This window comes from Pseudomonas vancouverensis (assembly GCF_004348895.1).
GTDB lineage: Bacteria > Pseudomonadota > Gammaproteobacteria > Pseudomonadales > Pseudomonadaceae > Aquipseudomonas > Aquipseudomonas vancouverensis.
This window is the reverse complement of record NZ_RRZK01000038.1, coordinates 60,577-76,665: the sequence shown is the minus strand read 5'-3', so window position 1 is coordinate 76,665 and position 16,089 is coordinate 60,577. Positions and strand designations below refer to the sequence as shown.

Genomic DNA, 16,089 nt, shown 5'->3' with positions numbered 1-16,089 from the left:
CACCATTTAACAAGTGTTCCGGCTGCAGGCCTCTACTACCGTGTGTCAGGAATGAAACGGTTGTCGGGATGTAGCAGTTCCCGGATGCGCTTTCGGGTCACCTCGCTTGCTACATGCCCTTCAAGGACGAAGTGGTTTTGCCACGAAAGGAGCTTTCTGTGGACGCAAGGTTGGCTGTCGCCCTGATTTCGCGATTTTCCCCGCTTTCCCTCGCTGTGCAATTGAGTATCGCCGGGCTTGCCTTGGGCTCCTTCAGTCCGCAGGCCATGGCCACCTGCTCGGCGGCCGGTTCGACCATTACCTGCTCCGGCGTACCGACCCTGCCGTTGTTTCTCAATGACTACAGCAGTGCCAGCAGTGGCCTGACGGTCAACGTCACCAACGGCGCGCAGATGAACGCGACCCTCGGCGGCAAGGTACTCAACCTGACCGGGGCCAACATCAACCTGAACAACTCCGGCACCCTCGACCCGGCGTTGCTAGGGCTGGTGTCGATCCTCAGTGGTGGCGCGTTCATTGGCACTGGCGCGACCAGCACGGTGAGCATCGCCAACAATGTCACAGGGATCATTCGCGGCACCGGCATGCTGCTCGGCCTCAACCTGACCAGCATCGACGGTCTGGGGATTGCCGTGAACAACTCGGTCTCGGGCACCACGACCATCACCAACGACGGCACGATTACCTCAACCGGCCTGTCGGTCGGCGGAATCACCCTGGCCGATACGCCCGTGGTCGGGGTGTATGGCGGTTCTCAGGTCAACATGACCAACAGTGCCAGCGGTACGATCAACGGCCGGGTGGCGTTCGAGACGTCGGTGGCGGGCAACACCTTCACCAACGCCGGCAACATCACCGGCGGCGTGTCGATGGGCGCGGGCAGTACCAACACCTTCTACGCGATCACCGGTTCCAGCGTTAACGTCGGCGATGGCGTGCAGGTCAGCGTGGGTCTCGGTGGCCTGATTGGCATCAACCTCACGTTCGCACCGACCGGGACGATCGATGGCGGCGCGGCCGGTACCAACACGCTGATCCTGCAAAACCCGATCGGCATCGGCGGCGGCACCACCGGGACCGGCACGGCGTCCAGCGCCACCTACGTCAACTTCAACAACCTGACCCTCAACAGCGGCACCTGGACTTTGCAGGGTCCGTTGGTCAGCGGTGCGACCACCCTCAATGGCGGTGTCGCGCAGTTCAACGACAACGGCGCGTTCGGCAGCGGTGTGCTGACGTCCAACGGCGGTATCCTCCAGGCCAGCAACGCCGGTTTGACCCTGGCCAACCAGATCAACCTGGGCGGGACTGGCCTGACCCTGCAGGGCATCAACGGCACGACCCTCAACGGTGTGATTTCCGGTACCGGTGGCCTGACCAAGATTGGCAGCGGCCAGCTCAACCTCAACGGCATCAATACTTACACCGGCAACACCGTGCTCAACGGCGGTGTGGTGCTGGTGGGCAACAATCAGGCGTTCAGCACCGGCGGCATCACCGTTGGTGGCTCTTCGAGCATTTCGGCGACGGCGCCGATTTCGCTGGCCAACGCGATCACCCTCAACAGCACCCTGACCGCGACCGGCACCGGTGCGTTGACCCTGGGCGGGGTGATCAGCGGCGCCGCCAACCTGACCAAAACCGGCAGCGGCAGCCTGACCCTCAACGGCATCAACACCTACACCGGGATCACCAGCCTCAGCGCCGGCACCTTGCGCGTCGGCAACAACAACGCCCTGGGCACCGGGGTGCTCAACACCAGCAACGGCACCAGCCTCGACAGCACCGGCAACGTGACCCTGGCCAACAACGTAGGCATCACCGGTGCGTTGAACGTGCTCGGCAGCAATGCCCTGACCCTGGCCGGTATCGTCTCCGGCACCGGCGCGATCACCAAGAGCGGCAGCGCCAGCCTGACCCTGACCGGAAACAACACCAACAGCGGCACTACCGCGCTCAACGGCGGCACCCTGTTCGTCGGTAGCAACACCGCACTTGGCACGGGCGCGCTGAATGCGGCGAACGGCACCACGCTGGATGCGACCACGGCAGTGACGCTGGCCAACGCCGTGGCACTGGCGGGCGGGCTGACCTTTGGTGGTACTCAGGCGCTGGGCTTGAGTGGCGTCATCAGCGGCGCCGGCAACCTGATCAAGGGCGGCACCGCGAACCTGACCCTCAGCGGCAACAACACCTTTTCCGGTGGCACTGCACTCAACAACGGCACGCTGATCGTCGGCTCCAACACCGCGCTGGGCACCGGCGCACTGACCACGGCGGCAGGCACCACCCTCGACGCCAGCACCGCGGTGGCGCTGAGCAACGCCGTTGCGCTGGGCGGTAACCTGAACATCGCCGGCAACGCCAACATGACTCTCGGTGGCGTAGTCAGCGGCAGCGGCGGACTGACCAAGAACGGTGCGGCCAACCTGATTCTCAACGGTGCCAACACCTTCAGTGGCGGCACCACCCTGAACGCCGGCACCCTGACCGTCGGCAACGCCGCCGCACTGGGCAGCGGCGCCCTGACCGTCGCCAATGCCGCGACCCTCGACAGTAACACTTCGGTCATCCTCAACAACAACGTCGCCCTCAACGGCAACCTGTCCATCGGTGGCAGCAACGGCATGATCCTCGGCGGCGTGCTCAGCGGTGCCAGCCAGTTGATCAAGAACGGCACCGCCAACCTGACCCTCAACGGCGCCAATACTTTCACCGGCGGCACCGCGCTCAACGCCGGCAGCCTGACCGTCGGCAACGGCGCGGCACTCGGCACCGGCACGCTGACCGTGGGCGGAGCGGGCGCAACGCTCAACAGCAGCGCCAACGTGACGCTGAACAATGCGATTGCGCTGAACGCCAACCTGACTGCCGGCGGCGCCAACCCGCTGACCCTCGGCGGCGTGATCAGCGGTGGCAGCAACCTGATCAAGACCGGTTCTTCGACCCTGACCCTGACCGGCAACAACACCTACACCGGCGCTACGTCGCTGAACGCCGGGACACTGGTCGTCGGCTCCAACAGCGCCCTCGGCACCGGCGTGCTCAACGCCGGCAACAACACCACGCTGGATGCCAGCACCGCGACCAGCCTGGCCAACAACGTCAACCTCGGCGGCAACGTGACCATCGGCGGCAGCAATGCGCTGACCCTCGCGGGCGTGGTCTCCGGTGTCGGCGGCCTTACCAAAAGCGGGCCGGCCGACCTGATTCTCAACGGCGCCAACACTTACTTCGGCAACACTGCGCTCAACGTCGGCAAGCTGATTGTCGGCAGCAATACCGCGATCGGCAGCGGCGCATTGAACGCGGCGGCCGGCACCACGCTGGACACCAACACCGCCGTCACGCTGGGCAACCAGGTCAACCTGGCCGGTGCGATGAACGTGGGTGGCAGCGCAGACCTGACCCTCACCGGAACCGTCGCCGGTGCCGGCAGCCTGGTGAAAAACGGCGCGGCCAATCTGAATCTGAATGGCACCAATACCTACGTCGGCGGCACCACGCTGAACGCCGGTACAGTAACCGTCGGCAACAGCTCGGCACTGGGCACCGGCGCCTTGACGGTCGGCGGTGCAGCGACCCTCGACAGCAGTTCGCCGCTGGTCAGCCTGGCCAACGCGGTCGTGCTCAATGCGGCCATGAGCGTCGGCGGCACCCAGGACCTCACCCTTGGCGGAGTCGTCAGCGGCACCGGCCAACTGATCAAGAACGGCGCGGCCAACCTGACCGTCAACGGCAGCAACACCTACAGCGGTGGCAGCACCCTCAACGCCGGTACCCTGACACTGGGCTCGGCCGCTGCGTTGGGCAGTGGCGGCCTGACCGTCGGCGGCGCCTCGACCCTGGATACCAGCACCGGCATGAGCGTCGGCAACAACATCACCCTCAACGCCGGCCTGACCCTGGCCGGCAGCAATACCCTGAACCTCAGCGGCGTGATCGATGGCGCCGGCAGTCTGACCAAGGACGGCTTCGGCGACCTGACGCTCAGCGGCAACAACACCTTCACCGGCGCGCTGAACATCGCTTCCGGCAGTGTCACCACCGTGAGCAGCGGGGCGCTGGGCAACACCTCCGGCGCCAACATCAGCGCCGGTGCCAATCTCAATCTCAACAGCAGTGCCAGCCTCAACGGCTTGAGCGGCAGCGGCAGTGTGCTGATCGCCGGCGGCAACACCCTGACCGTGGGCGGCCTGAGCAACACCAGCACCTTTGACGGTGACCTCGGTGGCAGCGGTGTACTGACCAAAGTCGGTACTGGCACGTTGAACCTCACCGGCAGCAACGGCCTCACCGGCAACACCAACGTCAACGCCGGTACGCTGAATCTCACCGGTTCGCTGGCCAGCACCCAGCTCAACGTCAACAATGGCGCGACCCTCACGGGCACCGGTTCGGCGCTTGGCGTCATCACTGTCAACAGCGGTGGTCATCTGGCGTTGTCCTCGGGCAATACCTTGTCCACCTCGTCTCTGATCCTCACCGCCAACAGCAATGTCGACGCGAGCCTCGCCACGCCTTCGACTAGCTCACTGATGAACATCGGCGGCAACCTGACCCTCGACGGTAATCTCAACGTCACCGATGCCGGCGGTTTCGGTGTCGGTGTCTATCGCCTGTTCAACTACATCGGCGCACTGACCGACAACGGCCTGACCGTGGCCGGCGTGCCGGTGGGTTACGGCCTCGGCGACATCCTGGTGCAGACCCTCGGCAACCAGGTCAACCTGGTGGTGTCGGCGCCGAATACCAACCTGCGTTTCTGGGACGGCAGCCAGACAATCCCGAACGGCACGGTGGATGGCGGCACTGGCACCTGGGATGCCGGCGGCACCAACTGGACCAATTCCAACGGCACGCTGAACCAGACCTGGGCCGGCGACTTCGCGGTGTTCCAGGGCACGGCGGGCACGGTGTCGGTCAACGGCACGCAACTGTTCACCGGGATGCAATTCCTCACCAATGGCTACAACGTGGTCAACGGTACGTCGGGTCTGCTGACCGCCGTCAACGGCAGCGGTGGCACCACGGCGATGCGGGTCGATCCGGGCGTGACCGCCACGGTCGGCGTGAACATCGACGGCAGCGGCATCCTCAACAAACTCGACGCCGGCACCTTGGTGCTCAACGGCGCCAACAGTTACACCGGCGGCACCCAACTGGACGGCGGCACCCTGGTGGTCGGTAGCAACACCGCGCTGGGCACTGGTGCGCTGGTCGCCAATGCCGGCACGCAACTCGACAGCAACACCGCCGTGACCCTGGCCAACGCCACGACACTGAACGGCAACCTCACCGTGCTCGGCAGCAATGCCCTGACCCTCAACGGTGTCATCTCCGGCACTGGCGGTTTGATCAAGAACGGGGCGGCCAGCCTGACCCTCGGTGGCAACAACGCCTTCCTTGGCCCGGTAGCCCTGAATGCGGGCGGCCTGGTCCTGGCGTCGAACAGCGCGCTGGGCTCGGCCACCCTGAACGCGGCCAACGGCACCACACTCGATGCCAGCGGCGCCTTCAGCGCGGGCAACGCCATCAACCTGGCGGGCAACCTCGGCATCGTCGGCAGCAACGATCTGACGCTGAGCGGGGCTATCAACGGCGCCGGTAGCCTGACCAAGAACGGTGCGGCCAACCTGATCCTGAGCGGCGCCAACAACTTCCTCGGCGGCATCACCCTCAATGCCGGCACCCTGACCGCTGGCAGCAACGGCGCCCTCGGTCTGGGCAACCTGACCGTGGCCGGTGCCTCGGCACTGGACAGCAACACCTCGGTGTCGCTGGGCAATAACGTGGTGCTCAACGCCAACCTGACCAACACCGGCAACAGCGACGTGGCCCTCAGCGGCGTGGTCAGCGGCACCGGTGGACTGATCAAGAACGGCGCCTCGAACCTGACCCTCAACGGCATCAACACCTACAGCGGCGGCACCACGCTGAATGCCGGCACTGTGACTCTCGGCACCTCGGCGGGCCTGGGTTCCGGCGCGGTGACCGTGGCGGGTGCGTCGACCCTCGACACCACGGCGCCGCTGGTGCTGGCCAACAACCTCAACGTCAACGCCAACCTCAGCGTCGCGGGTAACAACAACCTGACCCTCGGTGGTGTGATCGCCGGGGCCGGCACTCTGACCAAGAACGGTCTGGCCGACCTGACGCTGACCGGCAACAACACCTTCAGCGGCACCTTCGACGTGCAGGCTGGCAGCCTTACCACCCTGGGCAACTCGGCACTGGGCAGCAACGCCGGGGTCAATCTCGGCGCTGCGGCGACCCTCAACCTCGGCGGCTCCGGCAGCCTCGCCAGCCTGACCGGTAGCGGTACCGCACTGATCGGCGGCGGCAACACCCTGAATATCGGCGGCAACAATGCCAGCAGCCTTTTCGACGGTGTGCTCACCGGCACCGGTGAGTTGAACAAACTTGGCACCGGCACCCTGACCCTGACCGGCCTTAACAGCCTGACCGGCAACACCACGGTCAACGCCGGTACCCTTAACGTCAGCGGCTCGCTGGACAGCGCCAGTGTGCTGGTCAACAGCGGCGGCACCCTGACCGGCGGCGGCTCGCTCGGTGGGGCGGTGACCGTGGCGGACGGCGGTCATCTGGCCGCCGCCACCGGCAGCACCCTGTCGGTGAATTCGCTGGTATTCAACGCCAACTCCAACTTCGATGTCGGCCTCGGCGCACCGGTCTCCGGTGGCGGCAATGCACTGGTCAACGTCGGCGGCAACCTGACCCTCGACGGCACACTGAATGTCAGCGACATCGGCGGTTTCGGCAGCGGTGTCTATCGACTGATCAACTACACCGGCGGCCTGACCGACAACGGCATGCTGATCGGTACCATTCCTGGGAGCGTCACCCCGGGCGATCTGACCCTGCAAACCGCGCTGGCCAACCAGATCAACCTGTTGGTCACCGCACCGGGCGTCACCGTGCAGTTCTGGGACGGCAACCAGCTCGTCGCCAACGGATCGGTCGATGGCGGCAGCGGCACCTGGGGCACCGGCACCACCAACTGGACCGATGTCAACGGCACCACCAACCAGGCCTGGACCAACAGCTTCGCGGTGTTCCAGGGCGCGGCAGGCACCGTGACCGTCAATGGTGCGCAGACCATCACCGGCATGCAGTTCGTCACCGATGGCTACAGCCTGCAGAACGGCACGGCGGCTTCGCTGAATCTGGTCAACGGTTCGCTGGGCAATGCCACCGTGCGGGTCGATCCGAACGTCACCGCCACCGTGGGCGTTGCGCTCAACGGCGCCGGCACACTGGGCAAATACGACACCGGCACCCTGGTGCTCAACGCCGCCAACGGTTACACCGGCGGCACAGCGCTCAACGGCGGCAAGATTGTGGTCGGCAACAACGCCGCCCTCGGCACCGGCGTGTTGACCGCTGCCAACGGCACGGCACTGGACAGCAACACAGCCGTCAACCTGGCCAACGACGTGGTGCTCAATGGTGGACTGAACGTCGCCGGTTCCAACGCCTTGACCCTCGGCGGTGTAGTCAGCGGCAGCGGCAGCCTGATCAAGACCGGCGCGTCGAGCCTGACGCTCAATGGCAGCAACACCTACAGCGGCGGTACCCAACTCGCCGGCGGTACGCTGGTTCTGGGCAACAACAGCGCGATCAGCAGCGGTGCCCTGAGTGTGTCGGGCAACGGCACTCTCGACAGCACCTCGGCGCTGCAACTGGCCAATGCCATCAACCTTGGCGCGCAATTGACGCTCGCCGGTACGCAAGACACCACGCTGATCGGTGCCGTCAGCGGCAGCGGCAGCCTGGTGAAAAATGGCAACGGCAACCTGTTGCTCAGCGGCGCCAACACTTACAGCGGTGGCACCACGCTGAACGGCGGCAGCACCACCGGCGACACCAGCAGCCTGCAAGGGGCCATCGTCAACAACGCGGCGCTGACCTTCGCGCAGAACGCTGACGGCAGCTACACCGGCAATCTCACCGGCGCCGGTACGCTGAACAAGACCGGCAGCGGCCAATTGCTCCTGGCTGGCAACAACACCTTCACCGGCAACACCTCGGTGCAGGCCGGCACCTTGAGCGTCGACGGCGTGCTCAACAGCGCCAACGTCAACGTCGCCAGCGGTGCGAAACTTGGCGGTGGCGGCCAGTTGGGCGGTGCGGTGCAACTGGCCAGTGGCGCCACACTGCTGGGCGGTGGCATGGCGACGCCGCTATCGGTCGGTTCACTGGCCTTGTCGTCGGGGACCCATCTGGACTTCAGCCTCGGCTCGGCCAGCAGCTCCACCACCGTGGTCAATGTCGCCGGCAACCTGACCCTCGATGGCACACTGAACATCAGCAACGCCGGCGGCTTCGGCACCGGGGTCTATCAACTGTTCCGCTACGGCGGCAGCCTGACCGACAACGGCCTGGTCTACGGCAGCCTGCCGGTGTCGGCCGCCAACCTGACTCTGCAAACCGCGATTGCCAACCAGATCAACCTGCTGGTGCAAGGCACACCGGGTGAGGTGCAATTCTGGAACGGCAGCACCACCAACCCGGATGGCAGCATCGGTGGCGGCAGCGGCGTGTGGGGGCCCGGTACCAACTGGACCGATCCGACCGGCACCCAGGCGCTGGCCTCGAACGGTCAGTTCGCAGTGTTCGGCGGGCAGGGCGGTACGGTGACGGTGCAAGGCAACCAGAACTTCACCGGCTTGCAGTTCCTGTCACCTGGCTACAGCCTGGTGCCTGATGCTGGCGACACGCTGACCCCGGTCAACGGCCCTGGCGGCACGCCAGCACCGATTCGGGTCAACGCCGGTGCCAGCACTTCAATTGATGTGCCTTTGATCGGCACCGGCGGTATCGAAAAACTTGACGCCGGTACCCTGGTGCTCACCGCAGCCAACACCTACAGCGGCGGTACCACCGTCAGCGGCGGCACCCTGGTGGGTAACACCACCAGCCTGCAAGGCAACATCACCGATAACGCCGCACTGGTGTTCCAGCAGAACAGCAACGGCCAGTTCAACGGCGTGATCAGCGGCCTCGGGGCCATCGCCAAGCGCGGTTCGGGCACCTTGTTGCTGACTGGCACCCAACCCTTCAGCGGCACCGTGTCCGTGGATCAGGGCGTGCTGCAAGTCGGCAGCGTTGCGGCCCGGGCATCCCTCGGCGGGCAAGTCACCGTGGCCAATGGCGCCGGCCTGAGCGGCAACGGCAGCGTCGGTTCGCTGGTCAACCACGGCACGGTGGCTTCAGGGGGGGCAGATGGCACCCTGAGCGTGGCCGGTAACCTGACTAACGCCGCCGACGGTGTGCTGGCGCTGACCGTCAGCTCGCCAACGGCAACGCCTTTGGCCGTCGGTGGCACAGCAACCCTCGGCGGTGGCCTGCTGGTCAACAGCCTGGCGCCGTTCACTGGTAACACCACCTACTCGTTGATCACGGCGGGCGGCGGGGTCACCGGCACCTTCAGCACCACCGATCTGCCGCAGTACGCGTTCCTCGACACCACCCTGGTGTATGACCCGAACGCGGTGAGCCTGACTGTCAGTCGCAACGGCAATTCGTTTGCCGATGTGGCGGCGACCGGCAACCAGCGCAATACCGCATCGGCGCTGTCAAGAAATGGTGCGGCCGGGGCGGCGTTGCAGGACCAGATCGTCAACCTCAGCGTGGCCCAGGCGCGCAATGCCTTCGACAGCCTCTCCGGGGAAATCCACGCCAGCACCGCCAGCGTGATGCTGGAGGACTCGCGCTATGTGCGTAACGCGGTCAACGATCGCATGCGCCAGCCGACCTGCAGTGTCTCTGACGACCCGCGCCGAGTTTTGGCACCGAGCGACAATCAGCTGAGCAGCAATGGCTGTCATGGCGAGATGGTCGGCTGGATTCGCGCGCTCGGCGGCTGGGGTGATTGGGACGGTGACAGCAACGCGGCGAAAGTGGACCGCAACCTCGGCGGTTTCATGCTGGGTACCGACAAGGCCCTCGATGATCAATGGCGTGCTGGCATGGCGGCCGGTTACACCCGCAGCAACCTCAATGCCCATGACCGCAGTTCCGAGGCCAAGGTCGACAGCTACCACCTGGCGGGCTACCTCAGTTCGCAGTTCGATGCACTGGCCGTGCGCCTCGGTGCGGCCTACAGCTGGCACAGTATCGAGACCAAGCGCGACGTCAGCGTCGGCAGCTACAACGATCGCCTGAAGGCCGATTACGATGCCCGCAGCGCGCAGGTGTTCGGCGAAGTGGGCTACGCCATCAATGCCGCCGGCGTGGCCGTGGAACCCTTCGCCGGTCTGGCTTACGTCAACTACGACAGCGACACCGCCAAGGAGAAAGGTGGCGTCGGGCGTCTGAAGGCCGATGCCGATCAGGACATCACCTTCTCCACGGTGGGGGTGCGCGTCGGCAAGTTGCTGACCCTGGCCAATGGCAGTCAACTGACGCCTCGTGCCGCCGTTGGTTGGCGTCATGCCTACGGCGATACCAAGCCCGATGCCGACCTGACCTTCATCAATGGCGGCGCCTCGTTCAGCGCCCAGGGCGTACCGATTGCCAAGGACAGTGCGTTGCTCGAAGCGGGGGTGGACTTCCAGATCACTCCAGGCGGCAAACTGGGCATCGGCTATTCGGGACAAGTGTCCAGCGACAACAACGACAGCGCCATGAACATCTCCTTCAGCCAGAGTTTCTGAGGTAAAACGCGGTCCTTCAGCCGCCCGTAAGGGCGGCTTTTTTTCGCCCGGTTTTTTGTGGGAGCGAGCTTGCTCGCGATGGCGGCGGGACAGACTGCATCCATATCCGGTCATTTACTGTGACCCGCTCTGCTAGAATCGGCCCCATTCACTTCACGAGGTGCCCTTCATGAGCGAGCCGATTCGCCTGACCCAGTACAGCCACGGCGCGGGTTGCGGCTGCAAGATTTCCCCCCAGGTGCTGGAAGTGATTCTGGCCGGCAGCGGCGCGCAGAATCTCGACCCGAAACTCTGGGTCGGCAACGCTTCGCGCGATGACGCGGCGGTGTACGCCATCGACGAAGAGCGTGGCGTGGTCTCGACCACCGACTTTTTCATGCCGATTGTCGATGATCCCTTCGATTTCGGTCGCATTGCCGCCACCAACGCCATCAGCGACATCTACGCCATGGGCGGCGACCCCTTGATGGCCATCGCCATTCTCGGCTGGCCGGTTAACGTGCTGGCGCCGGAGATTGCCCGGGAAGTGATCCGTGGCGGCCGCTCGGTGTGCGACGAAGCCGGCATCCCTTTGGCGGGCGGGCACTCGATTGATGCGCCGGAGCCGATTTTCGGCCTCGCCGTCACCGGCCTGGTGGAAAAGCGTCACATGAAACGCAACGACACCGCCACCGCCGGTTGCCTGCTGTACCTGACCAAACCCCTGGGCATCGGCATCCTCACCACCGCCGAGAAAAAGGGCAAGTTGCGCAACGCCGACATTGGTCTGGCCCGCGACTGGATGTGCACCCTGAACAAGCCCGGCAGCCGCTTCGGCAAACTCGACGGCGTTACCGCGATGACCGACGTCACCGGTTTCGGTCTGCTCGGGCACCTGGTGGAAATGGCCGATGGCAGCGGGCTCACCGCACGCATCGCCTATGACTGCGTACCGCGCCTGCCAGGTGTCGAGTATTACCTCGAACAAGGCTGCGTCCCCGGCGGAACCCTGCGCAATTTCGACAGTTACGCGAGCAAGCTCGGGCGTCTGCAGGAACTGCACAAGCGCGTGCTGTGCGACCCGCAAACCAGCGGCGGGCTGCTGATTGCCGTGACGCCGGAGGGGAACGAGCAGTTCCTCGCGGTGGCCGCCGAGCTGGGCCTGAGCCTTGAGCCGATCGGCGAGCTGGTCGAGCGACAGAGCCACGCGGTCGAGGTGGTTTGATGTCCGTCGACTGCACCGATTACCGCGACATCTTTCTCAACGACCGGCCGATGATGGACGCCCGTGCGCCAGTCGAGTTTCGCAAGGGCGCTTTTCCCGGCGTGGTCAACCTGCCGCTGATGAACGACCTCGAGCGGCAGCGGGTCGGGACCTGCTACAAGCAGCACGGCCAGCAAGCGGCCATCGAGTTGGGCCATCAACTGGTGTCAGGCGAGGTCAAGGCCCAGCGTATCCAGGCCTGGGCCGACTTCGCCCGGGCGCATCCGGACGGTTTGCTGTATTGCTTTCGCGGCGGCTTGCGTTCGCAAATCACCCAGCAATGGCTCCGGGACGAGGCGGGCATCGACTACCCGAGGGTCGGTGGCGGCTACAAGGCCATGCGCAGCTTTTTGCTCGATACCCTCGATCAGGCGGTTGCCCAGTGCGACTTCGTGCTATTGGGTGGCATGACCGGCACCGGCAAGACCGACGTGCTGGCACAACTCGACAACGCCGTGGATCTGGAAGGCCATGCCAACCATCGCGGTTCCAGTTTCGGCAAGCGTGCCACCGGCCAGCCGTCCAACATCGACTTTGAAAATCGCCTGGCGGTGGATCTGCTGAAAAAGCGTGCCCGAGGTGTCGGGCAGTTTGTCCTGGAAGACGAGAGCCGTGCCGTGGGCAGTTGTGCGTTGCCCTTGCCGCTGTATCAAAGCATGCAAACGCTGCCGATGGTCTGGCTCGAAGACAGCCTGCAAGGGCGGGTCGAGCGGATCCTGCGTGATTACGTGGTGGACCTCTGCGCCGAGTTCATCGATGTGCACGGTGATGAGGGTTTTGCGCTGTTTTCCGAGCGACTGCTGGAAAGCCTGAACAATGTGCAGAAACGCCTGGGCGGCGAACGGCATCGGCGGATGCTGATCCTGATGGAGGACGCGCTGGCGGAGCAGGGTCGCAGTGGTTCGGTGGATTTGCACCGGGGCTGGATCGAGGGCTTGCTGCGTGAGTACTACGACCCGATGTATGCGTTTCAGCGCGAGAAGAAGGGCACGCGGATCGAGTTTGCGGGGGAACGGGGGGCGGTACTGGAGTATCTACGCGAGCGGGTCAGTCAGCGGAGCTGATGCCGGGTTGGCTGGCCCATCGCCGGCAGGCTGGCTCCCACATTCTGATTTTCGCTGCACACAATATCTGTGCCCGCTGAAGATTTACTGTAGGAGCGAGCATGCTCGCGATGGGGCCGGCCTGGTCACCGCCGCACTCAGGTCGGACACGTCTCCGGCCCGTTGTTCAGCCCCTGCTTGTACACATGACTTTCCAGGCTGGCCTTGCCGTTGTGCCAGGTCAGGGTCAGCACGTACAACGAGTCGTAGTCGTCGGACTCCCAATCCTCGGTGATCTTCATCTTCTTGCCGACCGCCTCGCCAGCGACCTTGTTGATCAGCTCCGGCAGGTAGCCGTGGGACCAGGCGGTGTAGATGATTGCGTTGTGGTACTTGTCGTGCAGCAGTTCTTCGGCCAGGTCGCTGGTGTCATTCGCCGAAAAACTGATGTTCACCGGCAGGCCGAGCTTGATCGCGCTGGGGCTGATGGTCATCAACGGGCGAATGTAGCTGTAGGAGTTGTCCAGCTCGCCTTCTTCGACATTGCGCGTCGGGTTGGCGGCGAACACGTAGTTGGCCTTGCCGAATTTTTCCGGGAGCAGGGTGGCCAGGTCGATGGCGCGGTTCAAGCCCTGGCAATTGAGCTGGCCCAGGCCGCCGGCCGGTTTCTCGCCATGGCGCAGGAACACCAGGGTCTGCTTGCCGTCAACCGGCTGGGCGCGGCTAAGGCCCGACTCCAGGGTCAGGAACAGCGCACTGGCCGCCAACAGGACCGGCATCAGCAGGTAAGCACGATGTTTAAAGCGTTTGGCGAGTATGAACAGGTTCATGAGTAAAGGGATCTTCAGCGCAATTCGGTTAAGGCTGACAAACCCTTGCACCACGACTTTCCTGCATCGGGTGATTTCCATGTCATTGAAGCCGGTCCGTGGCCAAAGGGTGGTGCTCAGAGTCTTCTGATCCCATTGGGTTGGCTACCGGCCAAGAGCGCAGCAATCTACCGGTAACCTTCAATGGGGTGCAGCGAAGGTTATCGACAAGATGTTGCGGATTTGTGGACAACCTATACCGAATGACGTTCCGTGACGCTTTATCTCTTTCGATCTTGGCTATCAGTGAGATTCATGACCACAAGGGCTCACGCCGGCGATATCTCCATTATGATCAGCACTCCCAACTTCTTCGTGGATCCAGCACATGACCGATCTGTCCGCATTCCCCATCACCCGCAAGTGGCCGGCCCAGTACCCGGAGTGGATTCAGTTGTACTCCCTGCCGACTCCCAACGGCGTCAAGGTCTCGATCATGCTCGAAGAGATCGGTCTGCCTTATGAGCCGCATCGCGTAGGGTTTGAAAGCAACGACCAGATGTCCCCGGAATTCCTGTCGCTGAACCCGAACAACAAGATCCCGGCGATCCTCGACCCCCATGGCCCGGGCGATCAGCCGCTGCCGTTGTTCGAGTCCGGGGCGATCCTGATCTACCTGGCCGACAAGAGCGGACAATTGCTGGCCCAGGAATCAGCGGCCCGTTATGAAACCTTGCAGTGGCTGATGTTCCAGATGGGCGGTATCGGTCCGATGTTCGGCCAGCTCGGCTTCTTCAACAAGTTCGCTGGCAAGGATTACGAAGACAAGCGTCCCCGTGATCGTTATGTCGAGGAAAGCAAACGCCTGCTGGGCGTGCTCGACAAACGCCTGGAAGGCCGCGACTGGATCATGGGCGAGCGTTACACCATCGCCGACATCGCGACCTTTCCGTGGGTACGCAACCTGATCGGTTTCTACGAAGCCGGGGATCTGGTGGGCATCCAGAACTTCCCCAACGTCACTCGCGTACTGGAGCGTTTCCTGGCACGTCCGGCGGTGGTGCGCGGGTTGCAGATTCCCAGCCCGGTTGCCGGCTGATCGGCAGCCAGCTGCCTCAGGTACAGCGTCGCCTCGGCCATTGTTGCCGCTTCAGTAACGCTGTCTTCAACGATCGAGGTTTGTGCCTTGCCCCGTGCAGGGCATAAGCTTCGCTTCCTTACGACTTTCGTCTCATCCCCGATTTTCAGGAATACCCATGTCCAGCCAGTTCCCCGAAGCACGCCCACGTCGTCTGCGCCGCAATGCGAGCCTGCGCAGCCTGTTCCAGGAAACAGAGTTCAGTCTCAATGATCTGGTGTTGCCGATCTTCGTCGAGGAAGAAATCGATGACTTCGTGCCGATCAAGAGCATGCCCGGCGTGATGCGTATTCCCGAGTCGAAGCTGGCCGGCGAGATCGAGCGTTATGCCCGTGCCGGTATCAAGTCGGTGATGACCTTCGGTGTGTCCCATCACCTGGACAGCAGCGGCAGCGACACCTGGCGCGAAGACGGCCTGGTTTCGCGGATGTCGCGGATCGCCAAGGACGCGGTTCCGGAGATGATCGTGATGTCCGACACCTGCTTCTGCGAGTACACCGATCACGGCCACTGCGGCGTGATGCACAACCACGAAGTGGATAACGACCAGACCCTGATCAACCTCGGCAAACAAGCCGTGGCAGCGGCCCGCGCCGGTGCCGATGTGATCGCACCGTCGGCGGCGATGGACGGACAGGTCCAGGCCATTCGCCGGGCCCTCGATGCCGCCGGTTTTACCCAGACCGCGATCATGGCGTATTCGACCAAGTTCGCTTCGGCGCTCTACGGTCCGTTCCGCGAGGCCGGCGGCAGTGCGCTTAAGGGCGACCGCAAGAGCTATCAGATGAACCCGATGAACCGTCGCGAAGCCGTGCGCGAGTCGTTGCTGGATGAGCAGGAAGGCGCCGATGCGCTGATGGTCAAACCGGCCGGGGCGTACCTCGACATCATCCGCGACATCCGCGAAGCCTCGCGCCTGCCGCTGTCGGCGTATCAGGTCAGCGGCGAATACGCGATGATCAAGTTCGCCGCCCAGGTCGGCGCCATTGATGAAGACCGGGTGGTGCGCGAGAGCCTCGGGGCGATCAAGCGGGCAGGGGCCGACCTGATCTTCACCTACTTCGCGATGGACCTGGCCCTGGCCGGGATCTAAAGCCCACGGGTATCCCTGTGGGAGCGAGCTTGCTCCCACAGCGTTTCAGGGTGTTCCCGGTACCTGCGTCTAGCCGCTACTACC

The 16,089-nt window shown here is 64.0% G+C and carries 6 protein-coding genes; 5 read left to right on the top strand and 1 reads right to left on the bottom strand.

All coding sequences use genetic code 11. From position 1 onward, the window contains the following. The first annotated feature begins 158 nt into the window (after positions 1 to 158). The 3 genes from EIY72_RS29250 to mnmH all read left to right on the top strand — a co-directional run bounded on the left by EIY72_RS29250 (position 159) and on the right by mnmH (position 12,986). Positions 159 to 10,679 (top strand): autotransporter-associated beta strand repeat-containing protein, encoded by a 10,521-nt coding sequence (locus EIY72_RS29250; protein ID WP_093224523.1) that lies wholly within the window; start codon positions 159 to 161, stop codon positions 10,677 to 10,679. A 169-nt stretch (positions 10,680 to 10,848) separates the two neighbouring features. Further along, positions 10,849 to 11,883 (top strand): selenide, water dikinase SelD, encoded by a 1,035-nt coding sequence (gene selD, locus EIY72_RS29245; protein WP_093224520.1) that lies wholly within the window; start codon positions 10,849 to 10,851, stop codon positions 11,881 to 11,883. Then, complete coding sequence (gene mnmH, locus EIY72_RS29240) at positions 11,883 to 12,986, top strand: tRNA 2-selenouridine(34) synthase MnmH (RefSeq protein WP_093224517.1); 1,104 nt, start codon at positions 11,883 to 11,885, stop codon at positions 12,984 to 12,986. The genes selD and mnmH overlap by 1 nt, the downstream gene beginning before the upstream one ends. A 137-nt stretch (positions 12,987 to 13,123) precedes the next feature. On the opposite strand, the gene EIY72_RS29235 is transcribed toward mnmH, so the two are convergent. Next, positions 13,124 to 13,795: a histidine phosphatase family protein gene (locus EIY72_RS29235; RefSeq protein WP_093224514.1), complete on the bottom strand. Its 672-nt coding sequence runs from the start codon at positions 13,793 to 13,795 to the stop codon at positions 13,124 to 13,126. A gap of 367 nt (positions 13,796 to 14,162) precedes the next feature. On the opposite strand from EIY72_RS29235, the gene EIY72_RS29230 reads away from it, so the two are divergent. Further along, positions 14,163 to 14,873: a glutathione binding-like protein gene (locus EIY72_RS29230; RefSeq protein WP_093224511.1), complete on the top strand. Its 711-nt coding sequence runs from the start codon at positions 14,163 to 14,165 to the stop codon at positions 14,871 to 14,873. Positions 14,874 to 15,030: 157 nt separating this feature from the next. Then, positions 15,031 to 16,005, top strand: a complete 975-nt coding sequence (gene hemB / locus EIY72_RS29225; RefSeq protein ID WP_093224508.1) for a porphobilinogen synthase — start codon at positions 15,031 to 15,033, stop codon at positions 16,003 to 16,005. Positions 16,006 to 16,089: the final 84 nt, after the last annotated feature.

What these genes read in the sequence shown, in the direction of transcription:
- EIY72_RS29230 (WP_093224511.1), top strand. Translation starts at nt 14,163, where the DNA reads ATGACCGATCTGTCCGCATTCCCCATCACCCGCAAGTGGCCGGCCCAG.
- mnmH (WP_093224517.1), top strand. Translation starts at nt 11,883, where the DNA reads ATGTCCGTCGACTGCACCGATTACCGCGACATCTTTCTCAACGACCGG.
- selD (WP_093224520.1), top strand. Translation starts at nt 10,849, where the DNA reads ATGAGCGAGCCGATTCGCCTGACCCAGTACAGCCACGGCGCGGGTTGC.
- EIY72_RS29235 (WP_093224514.1), bottom strand. Translation starts at nt 13,795, where the DNA reads ATGAACCTGTTCATACTCGCCAAACGCTTTAAACATCGTGCTTACCTG.
- hemB (WP_093224508.1), top strand. Translation starts at nt 15,031, where the DNA reads ATGTCCAGCCAGTTCCCCGAAGCACGCCCACGTCGTCTGCGCCGCAAT.